The sequence below is a fragment of the Cyclobacterium sp. genome (assembly GCF_014762705.1).
In the GTDB taxonomy this organism is placed as follows: domain Bacteria; phylum Bacteroidota; class Bacteroidia; order Cytophagales; family Cyclobacteriaceae; genus Cyclobacterium.
Genome location: NZ_JABURL010000083.1, coordinates 17,958 through 39,160 on the forward strand (window position 1 = coordinate 17,958; position 21,203 = coordinate 39,160).

General features: G+C 43.4%; 18 protein-coding genes. 4 read left to right on the top strand and 14 right to left on the bottom strand.

Annotated features, from left to right (window positions below; translation table 11 throughout):
* Positions 1-48 precede the first annotated feature (48 nt).
* Both HUJ21_RS15560 and HUJ21_RS15565 read left to right on the top strand, forming a co-directional pair.
* A complete protein-coding gene (locus HUJ21_RS15560; RefSeq protein ID WP_291371374.1) occupies positions 49-3,255 on the top strand; it encodes a DUF1553 domain-containing protein in 3,207 nt (1,068 codons plus the stop codon).
* Between the two features lies 1 nt (position 3,256).
* Positions 3,257-4,744, top strand: coding sequence for a DUF1501 domain-containing protein (locus tag HUJ21_RS15565; protein WP_291371376.1), 1,488 nt, complete (start codon positions 3,257-3,259; stop codon positions 4,742-4,744).
* 1 nt (position 4,745) lies between these two features.
* Here HUJ21_RS15565 and HUJ21_RS15570 read toward each other — a convergent pair whose 3' ends face one another.
* From HUJ21_RS15570 to HUJ21_RS15610, 9 genes are all read right to left on the bottom strand, one after another.
* A complete protein-coding gene (locus HUJ21_RS15570) occupies positions 4,746-5,222 on the bottom strand; it encodes a Dps family protein (RefSeq protein ID WP_291371378.1) in 477 nt (158 codons plus the stop codon).
* 636 nt (positions 5,223-5,858) lie between these two features.
* Positions 5,859-6,443, bottom strand: a complete 585-nt coding sequence (locus HUJ21_RS15575; RefSeq protein WP_291371380.1) for a hypothetical protein — start codon at positions 6,441-6,443, stop codon at positions 5,859-5,861.
* 29 nt (positions 6,444-6,472) lie between these two features.
* Complete coding sequence (locus tag HUJ21_RS15580) at positions 6,473-7,009, bottom strand: outer membrane beta-barrel protein (protein WP_291371382.1); 537 nt, start codon at positions 7,007-7,009, stop codon at positions 6,473-6,475.
* A 158-nt stretch (positions 7,010-7,167) separates the two neighbouring features.
* The gene (locus tag HUJ21_RS15585) at positions 7,168-8,469 is read right to left on the bottom strand and encodes a DUF2254 domain-containing protein (RefSeq protein WP_291371384.1); all 1,302 of its coding nucleotides are present in this window, start codon (positions 8,467-8,469) and stop codon (positions 7,168-7,170) included.
* An 88-nt stretch (positions 8,470-8,557) separates the two neighbouring features.
* Positions 8,558-9,034, bottom strand: a complete 477-nt coding sequence (locus tag HUJ21_RS15590; protein ID WP_291371386.1) for a DUF4199 domain-containing protein — start codon at positions 9,032-9,034, stop codon at positions 8,558-8,560.
* Positions 9,035-9,044: 10 nt separating this feature from the next.
* Positions 9,045-9,437, bottom strand: coding sequence for a VOC family protein (locus HUJ21_RS15595; RefSeq protein WP_291371388.1), 393 nt, complete (start codon positions 9,435-9,437; stop codon positions 9,045-9,047).
* A gap of 87 nt (positions 9,438-9,524) precedes the next feature.
* Positions 9,525-10,115 (bottom strand): Crp/Fnr family transcriptional regulator, encoded by a 591-nt coding sequence (locus HUJ21_RS15600; RefSeq protein WP_291371390.1) that lies wholly within the window; start codon positions 10,113-10,115, stop codon positions 9,525-9,527.
* Between the two features lie 11 nt (positions 10,116-10,126).
* Positions 10,127-11,185: a hemolysin family protein gene (locus HUJ21_RS15605; protein ID WP_291371392.1), complete on the bottom strand. Its 1,059-nt coding sequence runs from the start codon at positions 11,183-11,185 to the stop codon at positions 10,127-10,129.
* Between the two features lie 80 nt (positions 11,186-11,265).
* Positions 11,266-12,288, bottom strand: a complete 1,023-nt coding sequence (locus tag HUJ21_RS15610; RefSeq protein WP_291371394.1) for a zinc-binding dehydrogenase — start codon at positions 12,286-12,288, stop codon at positions 11,266-11,268.
* A 196-nt stretch (positions 12,289-12,484) separates the two neighbouring features.
* On the opposite strand from HUJ21_RS15610, the gene HUJ21_RS15615 reads away from it, so the two are divergent.
* On the top strand, positions 12,485-13,705 hold the full coding sequence (locus HUJ21_RS15615) for a DSD1 family PLP-dependent enzyme (RefSeq protein WP_291371396.1): 1,221 nt from the start codon (positions 12,485-12,487) through the stop codon (positions 13,703-13,705).
* A gap of 92 nt (positions 13,706-13,797) precedes the next feature.
* On the opposite strand, the gene HUJ21_RS15620 is transcribed toward HUJ21_RS15615, so the two are convergent.
* Together HUJ21_RS15620 and HUJ21_RS15625 are read right to left on the bottom strand one after the other, a co-directional pair.
* Positions 13,798-14,988 carry a cation:proton antiporter gene (locus tag HUJ21_RS15620; RefSeq protein WP_291371398.1) on the bottom strand — a complete coding sequence of 397 codons (1,191 nt, stop codon included), beginning with the start codon at positions 14,986-14,988 and terminating at the stop codon, positions 13,798-13,800.
* 118 nt (positions 14,989-15,106) lie between these two features.
* On the bottom strand, positions 15,107-15,619 hold the full coding sequence (locus HUJ21_RS15625) for a redoxin domain-containing protein (protein WP_291371399.1): 513 nt from the start codon (positions 15,617-15,619) through the stop codon (positions 15,107-15,109).
* Positions 15,620-16,965: 1,346 nt separating this feature from the next.
* On the opposite strand from HUJ21_RS15625, the gene HUJ21_RS15630 reads away from it, so the two are divergent.
* Positions 16,966-18,060: a hypothetical protein gene (locus HUJ21_RS15630; protein WP_291371401.1), complete on the top strand. Its 1,095-nt coding sequence runs from the start codon at positions 16,966-16,968 to the stop codon at positions 18,058-18,060.
* A 285-nt stretch (positions 18,061-18,345) separates the two neighbouring features.
* Here HUJ21_RS15630 and HUJ21_RS15635 read toward each other — a convergent pair whose 3' ends face one another.
* The 3 genes from HUJ21_RS15635 to HUJ21_RS15650 form a co-directional block, all read right to left on the bottom strand.
* A complete protein-coding gene (locus HUJ21_RS15635; protein ID WP_291371402.1) occupies positions 18,346-19,182 on the bottom strand; it encodes a DUF3883 domain-containing protein in 837 nt (278 codons plus the stop codon).
* A gap of 207 nt (positions 19,183-19,389) precedes the next feature.
* Positions 19,390-20,652, bottom strand: a complete 1,263-nt coding sequence (locus tag HUJ21_RS15645) for a PD-(D/E)XK nuclease family protein (RefSeq protein ID WP_291371404.1) — start codon at positions 20,650-20,652, stop codon at positions 19,390-19,392.
* Positions 20,653-20,891: 239 nt separating this feature from the next.
* Positions 20,892-21,107: a helix-turn-helix domain-containing protein gene (locus HUJ21_RS15650; protein ID WP_291371406.1), complete on the bottom strand. Its 216-nt coding sequence runs from the start codon at positions 21,105-21,107 to the stop codon at positions 20,892-20,894.
* Between the last annotated feature and the right edge of the window lie 96 nt (positions 21,108-21,203).

Below are 21,203 nucleotides of genomic sequence, written 5' to 3' on the forward strand. Positions count from 1 at the left end.
ATTTCGATTAGTTTTAACTTTATCATTAAACTTGTCCCATGTAAAATAATGTTAGTACGTTATTTATGCATATTTAGTATCACCCTGGCCGTTTCCTGCAAGCCAAACCTGCCGGAAGAAATAAAAATCGCCATGGAAGAATTGCCGGAGGAATTGGATTTCAACATTCATGTGAAGCCCATTCTATCAGACAATTGTTTTTCCTGCCATGGGCCGGATGAAGCAGCCAGAGAAGCCGGAGTCCGGCTGGATCTGCCAGAAGCAGCCTATGCTCCTACCTCAGAAAGTGGCTTGATTCCCATCAAGCCCGGAAAACCCGGAAAAAGCGAAGTTTTCCACAGGATTCTTTCTGAAGATCCCGACTACCTGATGCCCAGCCCGGAATCTCACCTTAGCCTTACCGACCGGGAAAAGGCCATCATTGTCAAATGGATTGCATCCGGTGCGGAGTATAAAAAGCACTGGGCATTTATCCCGGCAAACAAGCCTGAATTGCCCGATCCAAAAATGGATAATTGGTCCGTACAGCCCATTGATCTGTTTGTTGCTCAGAAACTGCATCACAACGGTTTAAAACCCAATGAAAAAGCGGATAAGGAATTGTTACTCAGAAGACTAAGTTTGGACCTAACCGGTTTGCCTCCAAGCCTGGAAGAACTGGATGCCTTTTTGGCCGATGATTCAGAAAAGGCTTATGAAAAACAGGTAGACCGTTTGCTCTCTTCTCCACATTATGGTGAACAAATGGCCATGCATTGGATGGATGTGGCTCGTTTTGCCGATACCCATGGCTATACGGTAGACCGCTTTAGAGACATGTCTCCCTGGAGGGATTGGGTCATTGAAGCATACAACCAAAACATGGGGTACGATCAGTTTATCACCGAGCAGCTTGCCGGGGATCTTCTGCCCAACCCTACTAAAAAACAAATGCTGGCCACGGCATTTAACCGAATCCATCCGCAAAACATGGAAGGGGGTATCGTACAAGAAGAGTTTAGAGTTGAATATGTCGCAGACAGGACCAATACGGTAGGCAAAGCATTTATGGCCCTGAGTTTGGAATGTGCCCGGTGTCATGACCACAAATACGATCCAGTAAGTCAAAAAGAATATTTTCAAATGAGCAGCTTTTTCAATCAGGTGGACGAAGCCGGTCAGATCTCCTGGGATAATGCCATGCCTGTGCCCACCATGCTCTGGACAGATAGTGAAAAGGACGCCCTGCTGGAAATGTTGAAAAAGGAAATAACGGAGACAGAAAAAGCACTCAGCGCTATCAAAATTGCTGAAAAAGCTGATTTTGACAGCTGGATAAGCAGTCAAGGGTATAAAGAAACGCGCTTTTACCGTCCTGCTACTTCCTTGATCGCGCACTTTGATTTTGATGAGGTTCCCTTGCAGGACAAGGTAAATCCTTCCATAGCCGGTAGTATGGAAAGTATAGGAGAGGAAAGTAAACAACCGCCTTTGGTGGACGGGTACCGGGGAAAAGCGGCTTCTCTTAATGGTGACTCCTGGCTGAAAATGGGGGGCGTAGGAAGTTTTTCCAAGGACCAACCCTTTAGCGTGGGAATTTGGCTCACTGTTCCCGAAAATCTGGATAATGGGGCCATTTTTCATACCGGAGACGGAGCGGTACTTTACAATCGACGCGGTTATCATTTATACTTGAAAGATAACAAGTTGGAAATGATTCTTGCCCACACGGCTCCTTACAATGTCATCAGCAACCTTACTCTGGAAGGTATACCGAGAAATGAATGGATACATCTATTGATGACCTATGATGGCTCCTCCAAAGCTTCGGGAATAAAAACCTACCTGAACGGAAAACTAATGGCCAGCAAAACGGTCAAAGACAAGCTATACAAAGACATTTTATTTGACCGCAATAACCAACCGGGTATTCAAATTGGCGCCGTTTGGAGAGGTAAGGGACTGAAAGGGGCCGCAGTTGATGAGCTGAAGGTATTTGATAAGGAATTGTCGGCAGTGGAGATCATGCAGTGGCTACAACCAGATCTGCTGGCAGCCATACTAAAAAAATCTCCAAACGATTTGAGTTCGGAGGAAAGAAATGCAATGGAAAGCTTTTACTGGCACAACCTTTCTCCGGCCTACAAAAGTCAACTTAAAAAATTAGCGGCCGCAAGAAAAAAGCATTCTGAGACGGTAGAACCCATACAGGAGGTCATGATCATGCAAGACATGGAACCCAAAAGACCTACTTTTGTACTGGAAAGAGGGGAATACCATGCTCATGGAGAGGAAGTGCAGGCCGGGACTCCAGAAGCCATATTACCCATGGCAGATGCTTATGAAAAAAACCGGCTTGGACTGGCCAAATGGCTCCTGGATGAGCGTCATCCCCTCACCGCCCGGGTGGCAGTCAATCGGCTTTGGCAGCAATTTTTCGGCAGGGGGCTGGTGGCTACAGCCGCTGACTTTGGCAATCAGGGAGAAATGCCCAGCCATCCTGAATTACTGGATTGGCTGGCGGTAACCTTCCGGGAATCTGGCTGGGACGTGAAAAAGCTTCAGAAAATGATCGTCCTTTCCGAGACCTACAAACAATCGTCCGTGACGAGCCCGGAACTTCTGGAAAAAGACCCTGAAAACATTTTGCTGGCCAGGGGACCTTCTGGAAGAATGCCCGGAGAAATGATCCGTGACAATGCCTTGCTGGCAAGTGGCATGCTGGGTAAAACCATCGGCGGCCCCAGTGTGAAACCCTACCAACCCGACGGTCTTTGGTCAGTCAATGGCGGCCAATACACAGAAGATACAGGGGAAAATCTTTTCCGGCGCAGTCTGTATACCCTGTGGAAAAGATCTGTTCCACATCCTACCCTACATATTTTTGACAGTCCGGAGCGTTCTGAAACCACGATCAAAAGGCAGGAGACCAATACCCCGCTTCAGGCTTTGGTTTTGATGAATGACCCCATTTATGTAGAAATCGCCAAGGTGCTGGGTGCCGGCATTTCCCGGCATCAGGAAACCCGGCAAGGCATACAGGAAGCATTCCGAAAACTTACGGGAAGAGCTGCCCAGCCGCAGGAAATAGAAGTATTATTGGCCCTAAGGACCAATGAAATCAATAAATTCAAAAACGCACCGGAAAAGATGGATGGCTGGCTTAGTACCGGATCCTATCCCGTTCAGGAAAAACCGGATCGCCTGGATTGGGCTGCCAATACGGTGGTAGCCAGTGCCATTCTGAATTCCGATGCCACCATAACGAAAAGATAACATGTGCCATCACCATAAAAAACACCGCTTTCAGGGCCTCCCTGAGCTCCATGAACTGGAAAAAAAGATGGATAGAAGGGATTTTCTTTCCAGAACGGCCATGGGCATGGGCGCACTGGCCCTTGGCTCTATTTTTACCCAGGATGGTCTGATGGCAAAAAGCCTCGGGCCCGGGGGAGGATTACCCGGACTTCCACATCATCCGCCTAAAGCCAAACGTATTATCTATCTCTTTCAAAGCGGGGGACCCTCTCAACTTGATCTGTATGATTATAAACCCCAACTAACTGACATGCATGGAAAAGACCTACCGGAATCCATTCGGGGAGGTCAGCGCCTGACCGGCATGAGTGCCAACCAAAGTATTTTCCCCGTGGCCCAATCGGCTTTCAATTTCAAACAATATGGGCAGAGCAGGAGCTGGGTAAGCGAGCTTATGCCCTATACAGCAGAAGTGGTGGATGATTTGTGTTTTATCAAATCCATGATCACCGAACAGATTAACCACGATCCCGCCATTACCTTTATGCAAACGGGCCACCAATTGCCGGGAAGGCCTTCCATGGGTGCATGGATGTCCTACGGTTTGGGATCCGAAAACCAAAACCTACCGGGCTTTGTGGTATTGGTCTCTAAAAATGCCGTCAGGGATCAACCTTTGTATGCCCGCCTTTGGGGCAATGGCTTCCTGCCCTCCCAGCATCAGGGGGTACAGTTTCGATCGGGAAAGGATCCGGTATTGTACCTGAGTAATCCTGAAAACTATGAAGGACAGGACAGAAAGGAAATGCTGGATTACCTGAAGGAACTCAATGGCTTGCAATACGATACCTATGGGGATCCGGAAATCAATGCACGGATCTCTCAATATGAAATGGCTTTTCGCATGCAAACCTCCGTCCCCGAGGTAAGCGATATGTCAGACGAACCGGATTGGGTTTTTGATCTCTATGGGGAAGATAGCCGGGACCCCGGAACTTACGCAGCCAATTGCCTGCTGGCCAGAAAACTGATCGAAAAGGATGTGAAGTTTGTACAACTCTACCACCAGGGCTGGGACCAGCATGGTAACCTTCCGGGAGGAATCCGAAACCAGTGCGCCAAAACCGATCAGGCGACGGCAGCTTTGATCAAGGATTTAAAACAAAGGGGCCTTCTGGAAGACACCCTGGTCGTCTGGGGCGGTGAATTTGGCAGGACGGTGTACAGTCAGGGTACGCTCACTGCCGATAATTACGGCAGGGATCACCATCCCCGCTGCTTTACCATGTGGATGGCGGGCGCTGGCGTCAAGCCAGGTTTCACCTATGGTGCTACGGATGAGTTTGGATACAATGTAACTCAGGATCCCGTGCATGTACATGATTTTCACGCCAGTCTCCTACACCTGTTTGGGGTGGACCATGAGCAATTGATATTCAAGCATCAGGGAAGAAGATTCCGGCTCACAGATGTGGCCGGAAAGGTGGTCAATGATTTGTTTGCCTGATTTATTTCTTTAAAAAGGCAGAATACATCCAAACAAGTTTTTCCTGCTCCCGGATATAGTCACTCATCAGGGCATTGGTGCCTTCATCGCCGATTTCACCGGAAAGATCCAGTAATTCCCTTTGCAGGGTAAGGATACTTTTCAAGGAGGCTAAAATATTTTCTACGGCCTTCATGCCATCAGTTACTTCCTGACTTTCCTGGATGGCAGACGCTGCCTGGTACTTGGAATACCGGTGCTGAGGAGCATGGCCCAGGGTCAGGATCCTTTCTGCTATGTCATCAATCTTCACCTGCAAGTCTGTGTACAACTCTTCAAACTTGAGATGAAGTTCAAAAAACTTATCCCCTTTGATATTCCAGTGATATCCTCTGGTATTTTGATAGAAGATGGAATAATTGGCCAGCAAAACGTTTAATTTCTTCGCCAACTCTTCTGAGCGCTGTATATCCAGGCCTATTGCATTTAAATTTTCCATGTTTTGATAGGATGTAGGTTTTAGAAAGATGCCTTTTTTTGTTTCTAAATTTAACTTATTTCGGTTAGAGTTTTGGGGTCGGAGATAGATAAAAACATTTAATTTTTTAATTTCAGACTAGGCTCCTGGCATACTGGACAGTTCTACCACATAAGCTTATTGCCACAATTACCATCTTAAACCAAAGGAAGAGTAAATGGTTTTGAGAATTCCCAGGATTCAAAATCAGTTATAAGGGAATATAAACTTCTCATTGTTTAATGGATAATTATGAGTCAAAGGCTATTTATGACATTTTAGCTTGTTTCTATTGTACTTTTTCCTTGATGAAAAGTACCAAAAAATCAAGACAAAAAAATCCTTCCTCCCACAAGCCTCCTGCGCACCCCGGTTTTTTGTCGGGCTTGCGCTCTTTTCGTATTAAAATTTATCTCTTCTTTATTTAAGAAATATTTTAGGGTTTCTTCTTTATCAAAAATAAATGATTCAATTTCGTCACCGGTAGGCTAAGCATATAGAAAATACACAAATCAGGATGATAGAGTTTTTTTTCACCACATTGATTTACAGGTATTTAATAAACACGGAATTGGTAGTTGGTTGAATACCAACAAAACCTGAAAGGCTAACGGAATTTTAAAACCGATAACCCAACTCAGGTCCCCAATAGCTTTCACGCATCCGGAATTGCTGATCCATCATGATGCCTGCCTGCAGGCCGAGGCGCAACCGATTTCCCAGAGACTTGTGCAAAGAAATTTGACCAGGAAAAATAAGACCCACAGCGTATTGGTCTACCAGGTTGAAACCCCTGTAGGCTCCCCGTTCTTCATCAAACAGGATCGGCTGGTAAAACCGGTTTTCATCTACCGCCAATCCAAGCCCCAAACCAATTCGGCCTTTCAAACCCAATGGAAGGGGAAATTTCCTGCTTAAAATAAATGAAAAATGATCCGAAATAATCTCGCTTCTAATGGGCAGATCTCCAATAATTATTGGTGTTTCAGCGACTGATTCCCGAAAATAAGCATTGAAGGAGCGGTTAAAAACCGTACCCATGGTCCATTCAGGTGTCCAGTCATGGGTGAGTCCAATAGAATAATACCAACCGACAGCAGGCCTTTCATAACCGTAATCCCGGTTCAGACTAAAGGACCCAAGACCTAGCCGGATATCAAAGCCCTGCGCTGCTATTGCATTTGCCGAGAGAATCAGCAACATTGATAAAATTGTTCTTTTGACGTTCATCATTAAAAAAGAAATCGAATTTCAGGCCCCAAATGGAAGCCCCCAATGGCATAGAAAGGTGTAAAAAACAAACCGGTTTTCAATCCTATGGTCCCGATGGTACCTAAAGGTTTGGATAAATTCAGCAATAAGGGCATGCTAAAGTCCCGGGTAAACAGGGGTAAACCTGTCTGACTATCCCTTTCATCAGGGTAGCTTGCCAGAAAAAATCCAGGACCAGTTCCTACTGCCATGTTCCAATCATTTCCCAGGGAAAAATTTCTTTGCAAAGTCCAGTAAATCAAATGAACCTGAACCGCGGATTTTTCAGGTAAGCCCGTTTGCTGGGTAGCTTCCGGGGAATAGGAAAATTTTCCAAACTGATAATGGGAGCCCAAAGATAGTTTACCCTGAAACCGGTAATCAAAACTCAGGCCCATGGAATAACCCAATTGGGCATTTGGGTACCTGCTGCCATAATCGATGGGAGTAAACATGCCCGAATGAAAACCTATGGTATACTGCTGCGCCTGAACACCAGAAACAAATAAGGCTGACAAAAGCAAAATAAAAATCAGCCCTCTATTAAGAGCAGGGAAGGAAATATAATTTGTAAGCACCTTGTAAATGAAACTGTTAAATTACTCCATTTCAAACAGACCTTTTGCTGATGAAAATGCAATATTACGAATAATCTCGTTGTAGAGACTGTTTCCTTTCAGGATATTTTTTTGTAGCGCTTTTCCAAATCTTCCAAATCCCTTTTTTCTTCAAACTGCTGTTTGGCCAGGTTCCAGGTCATTTCTGCATGCTTTTTTATAGCCCCTTTTTGTTCTTCTGTCTGGGCAAATTTACTGAGCGTAATCATGGCTTCCATTAATCTGATGATCACGGGAGGACTGTCCCTGGCATACTGGCGGATGGCATTAAATGCCGCATCCATCATTCCGGCAAAGGTGAGTACGTCAGCCTTTATCCGCAAAGTACCGGAAGCATCTACCCGGTAGGGAGATGGAAAGCGAATACTTGTTAGATAGGCCAGGCTGCTACACAGGTTATCTATACAAGAAATCGCTGTGTAGGGATCATTTACCCCAGGAGAAAGGGCTCTGGCGGCGATCTCCACCATTTGATGAATGGCATGTTCGGCATCCTGTTGGGGAGTCCTTGTTTTTCCTCCCAAAAAGTGCTGCCGCAAACGGTCGAGTTCCTCATTTTTCAGGTCTTTATGTGCATACACCTCTCCCAGTTCAAGATCTTTAACCAGATAGCTGCCCGGCCGGTGGTACAGGTCTAAAAATACATCCAGTTCACGGACATCTTTCATCAAAGCCTCGCTATCGATGTACCGCAGGTAGCCATCAAATTCGCAGGTGAGTTTTTGGGATGAGGAATGGCTCTCTTTCACCTTTTCAATATCATGAATCTGCTGTTCCCCCCTATTTCCCATATCCTGGGGAAAAAGTTGGGCCAGGTGGCGGGATAGATTTATGGAGATATTTCCAATAATATAATCCGCCTGTATGCTGATCGCTACATGGTGGATAAATACGATCAACAATACGATATTGGCAATGGCCATCAGCAAAGCAAAGGCCACTGAAAACAAGGGGATAAATTGCATCTCCCCGGTATCCTTCACTGTATTGAGAACGATCAGACAATAAATAAACAGGGAAACATAGGTTCCCAAAACTGTTTGATTGATTCTGTCATACATGAAATTTTTGACTAGCCTTGGACCAAACTGATTACTTGCCAGGGTAAGGGCCACCAGGGTAATGGAAAAAACGGTTCCTGCCACGCCGATCATGGCCCCAGATATAATGGTTAAAATATCTTTAGCGGCATCAGGACTACCCGGAAAAAAAAATCTAATGGCCCCACTGGGTTCAAATTCCGAATTGCTGTCCCAATACACCAGCCCTATGGCCAAAGCTATCCCACTAATAATAATAAAGACAGGAATAAACCAAAAAGTAGATTTAAGTTCTGACCACCAAAACAATAATTTTTTCATGCTATCAAAGGGATTTACCTGGTGGAAGGTACCCAAAAAAGACTACAATTCTATCCCGGAAGTTGATTTTTGGCCGCTGTTGTGGTATTTATTTCTTTCGGGTAAACAATGCCACGATCGCAGTTGTCAAGATGCCCATTATCGGTGCCCCCACAATGCTTTGAATCATGTAGTTGCCCTGGGAAAAATAGGCTTCGGCGGCTTGCTGTTCCATTTTTCCGGATTCCACCGCATAGGACCTGGCATTTTCAAGAAAATCAGGGGTAATTAATGCCAGGGTAAGCCATATTGTCAAAGGTGTCAACAGGGTAACCACAAGTGTGATGATAAGACCCGTCTTAAAACCCTGACCGTAGGTCATGCTTCCGCCATAGTACTTTTTCCTTTTTTCCAGTAGACCCAAAACGTAAATAGCAATGGCCGGAATAGCCACAAAATTGGTATAAATGGCATGTTGCTCAATGTACTGGTCGTGGAGTCCTGCCATCCGCTCCAACACCATCCAAAGCAGGCTCATCAGCCCAAAAATTATTCCCCACTTGATTTCTGTTTGGTGTTTTTTCATGAGGTATTGCTTATTTCATGGAATGAAGACCAAAAACATTCCCTTCCGTATCCATACATATGGAACAATGCCCGTGCTCTCCAATGGGGAATTTGGCCTGAACGATCTTTCCACCTGCCTTTTCCACCCGGCTTTCTTCCACTTTACAGTCTTCACAAGTAAAATAAACCAACGTGCCTCCAGCACCAGGCTGCACGCTGTCAGATTTGACCAGGGCACCGCTGGCATTGGGTGCTCCTTCCACCCAGGGGAATGAGACCATTTTCATGTCTTCTTCCGAACCATCCGGTAATTCCATATCTATCATTTCCTCATTCAATACTGTACCATAAAATTTCTTGGCCCTATCCATGTCGCCGACATAGATTTCAAACCAGGTTCCTACGTTTACTTTTCTTGCCATAAAACAAACAGTTGAGGTTATATCTGGGATTAAACTTTCACAAAATAAGCATTCCCTTGAAAAAACTACTTGCCCTAAGGCAAGAAATCAACGACCCGTTTGGGCAACTTCTTTCCTGATTCGGCTTAGAGAAGAATCAGTCACCCCCAAATAAGAGGCAATGTGTTTCAATGGAGCCACCTGCAACACTTCGGGTTGTTCTCCTCTCAAGCGCAGGTACCTGTTGGTGGCAGAATCAGTAATCATGCTTAAAGACCGCTGCTTATTGGCCAGAAGTGCCCTGGACATCCAGGTTCTTCCCCATTCCGTAAAGCCTTCAATTCTTTCAAAAAGCTCCTGAAAAGCCTCATAGCCAATCATCCAACAGTCACAATCACTTAGTGCCTGAATATTTTCCTTGGTAGGCTGCCTTAAAAACAGGGAAGCCACTTCAATGACAATTTCATTTTTACTGATAAAACCGGTAGTGATGTCTTTACCGTCGATATTTCTGGCAAAGGCCCGGACCAGGCCCTTTTCCAGACAATAATAGGCATTGGATAACTGTCCCTCGGTTAAAATCAAATCCCCTTTATGGAAAAAAACCTTCTCATGAGCCCTAAAAATACTTTCCAGATCCGCATCGCTAATTCCGGGATGGGCATATATTTCCGTAATGCAAGAAGGATAGATCATCATCAAAAATACTTTTAATCTATATTTTCTCCCGGAGGAAACAATCCCATTTTAAGTGCCCGCTCCTTCCATTGCTTTCTGGCCAGCTCCTGCATGTCTGTAACCCCATCCGTTTCGTCTTGAATTTCCAATCCCAACAGTGTTTCAAGGATATCCTCCATGGTCACTATTCCGGCCAATCCCCCAAACTCATCAGTTACCATGGCCAGATGTTCCCTGGCTTGCATCAACTTTTCCAAAACCTCGGGAATTGGATCGTTTACCTCCACTACCAGAATATTTCTTTTCAAATCCTTGAGCACATATCCGAACTGATCCTGTGCCAACTTTTCAAGTACATCATATTTTAAAATATATCCCGTTACCTGGTCGATGGCTTGTTCATAAATGGGAATCCTGGAAAATTTCTTGATCCCAGGGTGTAGCAAGAATTCTTTTAAATTCATGTTTTCTTCCAAAGCTACCGTAACAGTTCGGGGAGTCATTACATGGTACACCAATATAGACTGGAAGCGGATCAGGTTGTAGATAATTTTGGACTCATTTTCTTCCAATACCCCTTCTCTCGTGGCCATGTTGGTCAACGCAGCCACTTCTTCCCTGCTGGTCTGGTTTGCTCCCTGATCCTTGAAAAAACGGGTCATCCATTCCGATACCTTCACCAGGGGATAAATGGACAAAATCATGAAATTAAGTACTTTTCCCATAATGGGTGCCATTTGTTTCCAGTAAGTAGCCCCCAGTGATTTGGGGAAAATTTCTGAAAGCACCAGAATAGCCAGTGTCAATAATGCCGAAATGATTCCAAAGTAAGCCTCACCAAAAATTTTGGTCGCCTGAGCACCTACACCTGCTGCACCTACCGTATGGGCAATGGTATTGTAGCTCAATATGGCCGCAAGCGGCCTGTCCACATTTCCTTTCAGCTTTTCCAATCCTTTCCCATAGCTTTTCCCTTTTTGCTTCAGGGATTCTATGTAGGAAGGAGTGATGCTGAGTAAAGACGCTTCAAGGGCGGAACAAACAAAAGATACCCCTATGGCCAAAAACAAATAAAAAAACAAGAGTATCATCTGGTTTGGTTAATTTTATACTAAGTTTAAAACAGTCAAGTGAGGGTAAGGGACAATAAAGCTGTTTTTACTTTTCCGCATCACCAATTCACGTATATTTTTCCGGTACTATTCCCTGATTCAAGCAATTCATGTGCCGCTGCTATATCTTTTGCCTTAAATGTTGCTCCTACCTGTGGTTGGATTTCATTTTCTTCCCATAAACCCACCAGGGCATGTAAACAATGGCCTATGATATCGATGCGGTGATCAGCAAGCCGTAGCATGTTAACCCCGATAATGCCCTGAGACTTCATCATCATAAAAAGAGGACTGATAAACCCGGTTTTTAGTAAAAATGCGAGATCGTTGAAGACATGGGCCTTTTGACCGCTCCTGGCTGCGCCTCCAAAACAAAACATGCGCCCGCCATAGGAAAGCAGCCTCAGGTCATCCTTAAAACTTTTGCCCGCCACGGTATTAAAAATAAGGTCCATCTTTCGTTTCCCAAATTCCTTCTCAATGGCCTCTGAGTAATTTACCTCCTTATAATTGACCCGAAAATCTACCTCCATCTTTTCCAGATATTCCATCTTCCGGGCAGAGCTGCAAAGGCCTACCACCTTAACTCCCATACGCTTGCATAATTGGGTTAGGGCTGTACCTACTCCTCCGGCACAGGCATGTATCAGGGCAATTTCCCCGGCATGAAGACGGCCCTGATAGTCAGTCATGTAATATGCCGTACAATATTGGGTAGCGAGTGCACAGGCTTCCCCACCCGGAATATCCGCAGGCAATAGGACAATGGCCCTGTGATCGGCCAGGGCAAAATCAGCATATCCCCCAAACCGGGTAAATGCAACCACCCTTTTTCCCAGGAATTTTTCCGATACTCCGGCACCTTTCCCGGTCACTAATCCCACGATTTCGTAGCCTGGAACAAAAGGGATTTTAGGCGCTTCCTTATACAAGCCATTTCTCGCCATCACATCGGCGTAGTTGAGGCCAAAACCCTCCACCTTAACCAACACCTGATGTGGCTCAGGTTCAGGCTGTGAAACCTCCCGGAGTTCAAAGGCCTCTCTGGCGGCTCCATATTTTACAATGGTTAATTGTTGCATGAAATTATTTTAAGATACCTCAATATAGGCTATTTTCAATGAAGAGAAAACTTTAGGGGTACTCCGCGACGGAAATTTTCTTCCAAAGGAGGGGCATAACTGCCATACTTACAGCATTTTTATCGATCACTGGTAAAATCATGCTGGCCCATTCAGGTAAAATCACTATTTTTAAAAACCACCAAAACCACTATCCATGACAAATCAATTTAACCGCAGAAAATTCCTTCAATATACCGGCATGGCAGGCAGTGCCTTTTTTCTTCCCGGAAAAAGTACCGCTACACCAGCTCCCATTCTCACAACAAACGAAATTGGGCTTTCCAAATGGGAACTGGAGACACCATCTCTTTGTCTGGAGCTGGAGGTCATGGAATACAATCTCAAAAAAGTCCATCAAAATCTCCAGGGTACGGGTATAGGTGTGCGGCCGCATATCAAAACCCACAAAAGTCCTTTCCTGGCCAAAATGCAAATGGAAGCGGGTGCCGTAGGTGTTTGTGCGGCGAAATTGTCGGAATCGGAAATCATGCTGGAAAATGGCATTTCCCAGGTCCTGATGACGGGCGTAAATGTGACACCCGAAAAAATCAGGAAGGCCATGGCCCTGAGAAAAAAACACTCCGGGTTTATTCAAGCCGTGGACAACCCGGTAAATGCCAGGGACCTTCAGGATGCGGCCAAAGCAGCAGGTATCGTTGCGGAGGTGGTGGTGGACCTGGATGTAATCAGGAGATCTGGAGTACCTACCGGTATACCCGCTCTTGAATTGGCTCAGCTGGTAGACCGCGCTCCTAATCTTCGGTTCATGGGTATTTTGGCTTATGACGGAGGAGCACAGCATGTCAAAGGCCATGCCGCAAGGAAAGCGCGAACAGTACAGACTTTTGAACCTGTAGTGGAAACCTACGAGAGCCTTGTTAAGTCAGGCCTCAATGTGGAAATTTTCAGCGGAGCCGGCACCGGTACCTACGACATGATGGCAGATATCCCTGGTTTTACAGATGTACAGGTAGGCAGCTATTTATTTATGGACGCCCAGTACATGGCCATTGGAAGCAAGGACAATGCGGCTCTTTACGATGATTTTGACCCCTCGCTAACTGTCATGACCACTATCATCAACACCAACCATCCCAACCGCCTGATCACAGATTCGGGTGCCAAGGCATTTACCATCAACAAACCCAGCGGAATCGTTATCAGTGAACCGGATTTTACCTACAATGCAGGTTCAGATGAATATGGCACCATTACCTACACAACAGCCAATAAGTCCTACCAGGTAGGCGATAAATTAGAGGTGATCGTTCCTCATTGTGACCCCGCAATCAATTTGTATGACCGCATTTATGGCATCCGCAGGGGTAAGGTAGAAATGATCATCCCCATAATGGCCAGGGGCATGTCCCGGTAAGCCAGCTTGCAAGCTGGATCTACAATTGACAGATACTGCTTCCTCAGAAGTAAGCGACTCACAATTTTTCAGGCAAGCCGGGAGAAAATAATTTAGGTCGCTTCGCTGGAAGCTTCCTCTTCTTTAGGCTTTGCGGTCAACATGCCCAGCATCAAGGCAACAGAGGTAAAAATGATTACCTGGATGATCAGGGAGTCATTCGCAATGTCGATGGCAAGCGAAGCAGGAATACTGAGGTAAAGCAATATGGTAACTAATCCCCTGGGAGCAATGAACAATAAGGGGAGAATTTTGATCTTGAAAATACGCAAAATAAAAAACCTTAACAGGAGTATCCCACCTGTAATGGTCAGGGACCAGATCACTGTCTCCGAATTGAAAAGTTCGCTGGTATTGATCAGAAAGCCAAATACCAGAAAAAACAGGCTCCGTATCAAAAAAGTAAGTTCCATGGTCAACTCCTTAAACTTCCTGATTTCCTTTTTGAAACTTTTGGTATGGAGCTTCTTTACAAATATTTGCTGCTTGAGCTGATTGAGGTTGCCAATAAACAAACCAAAGAGCAAAATGAAGATCAGTGCCGGAAGATGGTACAATTCGGAGACTGCGAAAATCAATACAATGACCAGAATAATCGGAGCAAATTTGACGGGATGTTTGATCCTGCTGATTAAAAAAGCCAGAATGATGCTGGCAACAAAAGTGATGATCAGGATCAATATGATTTCTCCAAAAAAATAACCCACCGAAGCCAGGCCGATTTTTTCATTCTCCAATAAAAAATTAAAAAAGATTACGCCAAAAATATCCGATAGGCTGCTTTCATAAGTTACGAATTCCTTGTTTTTAGCGCTCAGGTTATTAACTGAAGGTATGGCGATGGCACTGCTGATAACGGCAAATGGTATGGCATTAAGCAGAGCGCTTTTAAACGACACATCCACAAACTGCCTGAATACAAATGCCAGCCCAAAACTGAAAATCAGCACGGGAATTATTGCAATCAGAATGGTTCGGCCTACAAAGGAAAACTTGGATTCATCAAAATCTAGTTCCAGAGACCCTTCGAGTACAATAAGCACCAAACCTATGGTACCCAAAAAGGGCAAAACAGTACTCAGGTCCGGAATGCCCAACCAGAAGATTTCCGCCAGCTGATTCACCGCCCAGCCCAAGGCAAACAGCAGGATCACCGGAGGAATCTTTGTTTTGGCCGAGGTGATGTCGAAAAAATACGCTGACAACATCAGTATACATAAAGCTATTATTATTGGCAAAGTCATGCAGGGTTGGTTTTAAGTCCCGGTAAATAATATCAAACTCTAAAAATCGCAAAGAAGTTTGGCATTGGCTTAATTTACAATAAATGATTTCAAATAAAAAGTTTATTTGTCGCCCTGCCTATTCCGACATATTGTCCATCATGGCTTTAAATTCTTTAAAGGGAAGGCGGTCTCTGTTGTTTTTTCCTATATACCGGTACACTTCTCTTCCTTCAGGATTGATCAGGATCAATGCGGGGTAATGAACCAATTGACCGTGGAAGGGGTAACCTCCCGGTATATCCAGCCGTTTTGCCAGGTTAGCTTCTGCATCACGGTATATGGGAAAGTTTGTCTGTTCCAGGTTTTCTGCCCATTGCCGGATCTCTTCCTCCGTATCCGGTTTGATAAATACATGGATGACCTGATCCATTTCAGGTGAATTTTCCACGTATTCGTGGGTATGGCGAATACAAAAAGGGCACTCTGTCTTCAATAAAAAATGGAGGGCCACATATTTGCCTTTGGCCTCGCTTAATTTAAACGGCGCATGGTTTCCCAGAGCAGAAGGAAGGGAAAAATCCTGGACTTTTTCCTGGGCCTGGACTACAGTGAAAAGAGCTGTCAGGAGAACTATTAAACAAATTTTCATAGTTGTTAAGTAATTTTGTGAATTAACTACCGGATAAGCAGCACTGAAAGTACAGAAAATCTCAATCAGTAGCCAGCAGGTATTCGAAATTATTGGCCCTCGGAAAAACCGTTTAAAGACAATTCAAAAAACTTATAGTTCTTCTATCCCTTATATGGTTCAAAAATAGGGAACCATAGAAGGAATATAAGGGCATAGAAGAGGACTGCTTTTAGTGATAGGGTCCCTTTTTAACTAACAGAATAAAAGCACTTTGACGGAATAATCGCTTTGAGGCAATTCAAAAATCCTTATATGTTCTTAAATGCCTTATATGGTTCAAAAACAGGGAACCATAGAAGGAATATAAGGGCATAGAAGAGGGCTCTTTTTAGCGATAGGGTTCCTTTTAACTCACGGAATAAAAGCACTTTGACGGAAAAACCGTTTAAAGCCAATTCAAAAAACTTATATGTTCTTAAATGTCTTATATGGTTCAAAAATAGGGAACCATAGAAGGAATATAAGGGCATAGAAGAAGACTTCTTTCAGTTTTACGGCTTCATTTTAACTGACAGGATAAACGCACTTCGACGGAATAACCCCGTTGACCCAATTCAAAAAAACCTAATATGTTCCTATATGCCTTCTATGGTTCAAAAAAATAGAACCATTGAAGAAATATAAGGGCATAGAAGTGGGCTCCTTTCAATTTTACAGCTTCATTTCAACTGACACGATAAAAGCAATTTGACGGTATTACAACTTTGACCCAATTCAAAAACACCTTATATGTGCTTATATGCCTTATATGGTTCAAAAACAGGAAACCATAGAAGGAATATAAGGGCCTGTTTTATGGCAAGGGATGGCCGGGACCATTTCTAGGAAGCAACTGAGGTTTGAAGTTAATGGATCCCCCAAAGGCACACTTTCCATCCTCACCCTAATCCTTCCCAAAAAACGAAAAGGACCAGCAAGCATTCGGCAATACGCAGCATAATGACAGTTTCTAACAGAAATATTTCCTAACTTACTGAATCTCTATTCACATGCGCTAATTTGGTTTTTACGATCAAAACTCCCATTTCCTGATCAATTAAATATGAACGGCTATGAATAAAATGATCTTAGGAATGCTTGCCCTTGTTTTGGCCGCTGTTTCGGTACAGGCGCAACATGCAGGCGTGAAGGCCGCTGCGAAAGCACTGGCCGCATACAATCTCGATCCTCATGCTTCTAAAGAAAGGCTTAAAGAAGCCGTAGCCGCCATTTTGCCGGACCCTCTTGGCGAAGATGTTGGCGATCCGAAATTTTACATCCTGAAAGGGGAAATATTGAACACGTTGGCTAGCCGAATCGTTGTTGTGAAACAGACCTGCCTGGGTTCTTTAGAAGAACTTCCGCAGGTAGACGGTGTGGCTGTCAAGGCATTTAACGCGTATGCAACTGCTGTAGAGAAGCATGCGCAGGTAATAAATTCTCCTCGTTATCTTCTTCAGGACGCATTAAAGGGTATCCTGGAAGTACAAGGGCACCTTTACAACTTTGGGATCTACGCTTTCGAAGCCCAAGACTACGGATCGGCTTATCTCAACTTCTCCTCGGGTCTGGCCGCACATGAAATCCTGAAAAACCAAGGTGAGGAAAGCATTCTGGATGATGCATACGCCATGATGGACCAGAAATACATCACGGCCCTGGCGGCCCTGAACAACCACATGCCCGAGGCGGCCAGGCCGCTCTTTGAAGAGCTCTACCAGGCGAATTACGATAACGCCGCTATCTATGAAGCCCTGTACACCATCCATGCCAGGGGCGAAGTAGCCAGCATGGAAGCCGCCTATCCGTACCTGAAGGCTGGTCGGGAAAAATATCCCGGGGAGACCTCGCTGCTGTTTGCCGAGATCAATCATTTCCTGAAGCTCAACCGACTCGATGAACTCATTGATAAATTGAAAATGGCCATCAATAGGGAACCAGATAATCTGGCACTCTACATCACCCTGGGTGGCGTATACGATAATTTGTACCAGCGCGAACTTGCGGCCGGAAACAGCGACCGGGCCAGGAATTACTTCGACCAAGCCTTCAATTATTACCATCAGACCCTGGAAAAAGATCCAACCAATTTCGATGCGCTGTATAGCACCGGTACCCTGTACTACAACCGCGCTGCTACGATGACAATAGCGTTGAGTGAACTGTCCTCAGACAATAGCCCGGCGGGTATGGAGAAATACGAAGCCATGGAAGCCGGGGTATTCGCTGCATTTGACCAAGCGCTTCCTTATTTCCAGAAGGCGGAAAGGATCAACCCGAACAGCGTGGAGACGCTCATTGCTTTAAAGGAAATTTATGCCAGATATAATGAACCGGAAACTTCAAATGCCTTAAACGAGCGCCTGGAGAACCTGCAGCATGGCGGCATCAACGAAACTTCTTTTTTCAATGGTTTCTAAAATACCTTATCGGGTTTAAAGACATTATTCCATATTCGAATACGGAATATTTGCAATTATCAAACATCAAAAAGTGTATTGATAACTCCGATTCCATTTATTTGATATACAAATAAATTGCTTGACCAAAATCTTTTTTGCGGATTTTTTACAGCTGTGTTCTGGCCTCCTTCAAATTTTACAGACAGATAACTTTTTTGGGTGGATCATTCGTTTTGACAATTACTATTCGAGGAATGATGGTTAGCTGATGGAATACTCTACGTTTGTTTTTACTTTTACCTTTTAAAAATATCCCTTAAATGTTATGGGGATTGACGTACAAATCGTGTCCAAACCTCCATTTTTAAGAAACATTTTTGCATTTTTTTCAAAGTTGAATAACCGATACAAATGAAAGTTATTCGATTTCTGTTTTGAGAACTGCAACTCATTTCTTGAGAAAAAAAATGGGGTTTCCTTTCCCAGTTTGGTGGTCTTTACTTCTATATACTTATCGGTGCCATTGGGGTTTTTTGAAAGAATATCAAAGCCGACTCCATCTCCCTCTTCTTTTGAAATCCACTTTACTTGATCAGCCAAATTTTCTCTTCCAGAAATGCTGAGTTGCCATTTTTCATATTCTAACACCATTTCTTCTCCCAATAAGCCAAGATTCCTGTTTTTCTGTTCCTTTTCTAAATAATTAATTTTAATAGGGTTTCTAGTATAGGCCGCAGATGGTTCCTCTAATTTATTGTTTCGGAAGGGGGCATCCACAACTAGATTTTTAAAATCTTTTATCCTTGATGGTTGATTTATTTCCTTTTCTGCAAATTGTTTAAATAGTTCCTCTATTGACTGATGGCCATTGAGATAGACAATTACTACTTCTTCTAATTTCCACTGATAATTATATCGTGGTAAATACCCATTTAGGTAAGGCTGACCAAGGTTGATCAGAACTGCACTAATATTTTGATGCTTGAATTCAATAGACCCTTCTGATCGACTAGAAAGCAAAGGCAGCAATTTCTTTCTGTGTTCTGATTTTTTGTATTCCTGCCCAGACAATTCTTTTTGAAGCATGCTAAAATAATCTGCTACAATCAACTCGACTTCGATGTTAGACCATGCGCTCATTTTTTTAACTAAATTAACAGAAAGGGAAAACTGGTTCTTGAAGGAATTCCATATCCAAATTTTCTGGTTTAGTATTCTTCCCTTTGATCCGGCTCATGTTATAGCTTCTTACCTCCGGTTCGTGAACGTCTGCCATGATAAAATTAATTTGTCTTACTGAAATAAGGGTGTATTTGAAATACCAAGGATGGAAGGCGTTGGCTCCCCCTAATTTGTTTCATATTCTAGTCCCGGGAATTTTTCAGTGAATTTATTGATAAGTTTATGTATGTTGCCGATTCCCCAATTTCTTGCAACATAATACCCATCTCCTTTATAAATGAGCTCAGGAGCCTCATTTGCTCTGTATTTTCTGTACTTAATTTCCGTGTCTGTAAAATCTTCCTTTTTCTTTAACAGAAAAAAACTACAACTTTTGTCCTCTCTCAAAAAGCTGATAACATTATCGTCAATAAGGCCATTGGCTTCAAGCAAGTTAATTGTCTGAAGTCCAATGTCAGATTTTTTAAAATTTCTGCTAAAAATTTCCCCATTGTATTTTAGGTTATAGGTACTTCGGTCTCTGTCGGAGGATAAACTATCAAGAGCTTCTTTAATATTTTCCCTTGTATCTTTTTCCTGTTCCGGATCAGAACTAATTGCGTACAGGGACGCCAAAATTAGTTTTTGGTTTTTTTCCCAAAAACTAGATAATAGTTTCCTCTCCTCATTACCGAGTGCCATAATCAATTCCTGTTTGTGTCCATCAGCTTCTTCGTTAATCGAAGGTTGACTTAAGGATTTTAAATATTCAGTTAATATATTCTCTGTACGCGCAGAAATATTTTGGTTTAATGCGGGTTCAATCAAGTAGTCTACAATAGATTGGTAATTAATTTGAATAAATTCTTTGCAGTTACATTCCGGCTCGGTTAGTTCTATTAGTTCAAGCGTTGAGATAGGGGTTAAGTAAATATAGATTACAATATTGTCATTGTTTTCTGAAGGATTAAAGAATCTGAAGTAGCTGTTCGTTTGATCGTTGTTCTCTCTGCTTTCAACTTTATTTTCAATAACCAATCGTATGTTCTTCTTTTTTCCTGCAATTAAAAGGGTCAATTCAATATAGAGGTCAAGTCTCCCAAAATTTTTGATCGAATACTCAGGCTTAATGAAAAGCCTTTCAACCAGGTAGTCCTCTGTCACAAAAGAATTTAAAAGGTCGCGGTGCTTGCTTTTTAACTTATCACTGCTAAATTTTAAAATTATGTCTAAAAATTTCTTGATCGGAAATTCTCCCAAATTATGGCTTTCCTGGTTTCCTAACAACCAGGCAAGAAATCCGCTATGGCTGATTTCCCTTCGGCTAACGCCCAATATTTCTGAGAATGATTTGGAATAGTAAAAGTTTTCCAACTTTTGGAAGTCGGGATCATTTTTAAATTTTATAATCTCATCCCTGATTTGATCTATCGTGAAATTATCTGTCATTACTCTTTTCGATTCGTACTACTTGCTTACCTCCCTAAAAACATTCCCAGATAGCTAACTGCTTACAAAATACCAGATCTTCCCAACTTCATTAGTCAAAAAATCCTGCATTTCCTCCCGTAAATTCCCTAACAAGATAGTGGCTTTTTTTGGAAGGGGAAAATCTTTTTACACCAAAAGTACAGGAACTGATTCGCAGGGTTTCCACAGATTTTTTGGGGATTTCTTTGAGCAGATCTTTATTTATCCTCTGCCGCATGGTCTTCATTTATAGCACCCGCCACATGGCCAAACATTTGGAGTACCTGATTGACCTTTGTCAAACTGAGGTTTTCTTTGCCCTGTTCAATCTTTCGAATAACCGTAAGTGCAACCCCTGCCTTTTCTGCGAATTCTTCCTGCGTGATGGCCAATTTCCTCCTTCTCGTCTTTACAAAATCTGATAATTGGCTCATATTATATGCATTAACGTATAATACTATCTGATTCATTTAAATTATATGTAAAAGGATATCATTAAATGTTCACCCAGATTAAAATAACCCTTTTGT

What these genes read in the sequence shown, in the direction of transcription:
- HUJ21_RS15635 (WP_291371402.1), bottom strand. Translation starts at nt 19,182, where the DNA reads ATGAGCGCATGGTCTAACATCGAAGTCGAGTTGATTGTAGCAGATTAT.
- HUJ21_RS15565 (WP_291371376.1), top strand. Translation starts at nt 3,257, where the DNA reads ATGTGCCATCACCATAAAAAACACCGCTTTCAGGGCCTCCCTGAGCTC.
- HUJ21_RS15575 (WP_291371380.1), bottom strand. Translation starts at nt 6,443, where the DNA reads ATGTTGCTGATTCTCTCGGCAAATGCAATAGCAGCGCAGGGCTTTGAT.
- HUJ21_RS15560 (WP_291371374.1), top strand. Translation starts at nt 49, where the DNA reads ATGTTAGTACGTTATTTATGCATATTTAGTATCACCCTGGCCGTTTCC.
- HUJ21_RS15595 (WP_291371388.1), bottom strand. Translation starts at nt 9,437, where the DNA reads ATGGCAAGAAAAGTAAACGTAGGAACCTGGTTTGAAATCTATGTCGGC.
- HUJ21_RS15620 (WP_291371398.1), bottom strand. Translation starts at nt 14,988, where the DNA reads ATGACTTTGCCAATAATAATAGCTTTATGTATACTGATGTTGTCAGCG.
- HUJ21_RS15610 (WP_291371394.1), bottom strand. Translation starts at nt 12,288, where the DNA reads ATGCAACAATTAACCATTGTAAAATATGGAGCCGCCAGAGAGGCCTTT.
- HUJ21_RS15615 (WP_291371396.1), top strand. Translation starts at nt 12,485, where the DNA reads ATGACAAATCAATTTAACCGCAGAAAATTCCTTCAATATACCGGCATG.
- HUJ21_RS15625 (WP_291371399.1), bottom strand. Translation starts at nt 15,619, where the DNA reads ATGAAAATTTGTTTAATAGTTCTCCTGACAGCTCTTTTCACTGTAGTC.
- HUJ21_RS15590 (WP_291371386.1), bottom strand. Translation starts at nt 9,034, where the DNA reads ATGAAAAAACACCAAACAGAAATCAAGTGGGGAATAATTTTTGGGCTG.
- HUJ21_RS15645 (WP_291371404.1), bottom strand. Translation starts at nt 20,652, where the DNA reads ATGACAGATAATTTCACGATAGATCAAATCAGGGATGAGATTATAAAA.
- HUJ21_RS15600 (WP_291371390.1), bottom strand. Translation starts at nt 10,115, where the DNA reads ATGATGATCTATCCTTCTTGCATTACGGAAATATATGCCCATCCCGGA.
- HUJ21_RS15585 (WP_291371384.1), bottom strand. Translation starts at nt 8,469, where the DNA reads ATGAAAAAATTATTGTTTTGGTGGTCAGAACTTAAATCTACTTTTTGG.
- HUJ21_RS15605 (WP_291371392.1), bottom strand. Translation starts at nt 11,185, where the DNA reads ATGATACTCTTGTTTTTTTATTTGTTTTTGGCCATAGGGGTATCTTTT.
- HUJ21_RS15650 (WP_291371406.1), bottom strand. Translation starts at nt 21,107, where the DNA reads ATGAGCCAATTATCAGATTTTGTAAAGACGAGAAGGAGGAAATTGGCC.
- HUJ21_RS15570 (WP_291371378.1), bottom strand. Translation starts at nt 5,222, where the DNA reads ATGGAAAATTTAAATGCAATAGGCCTGGATATACAGCGCTCAGAAGAG.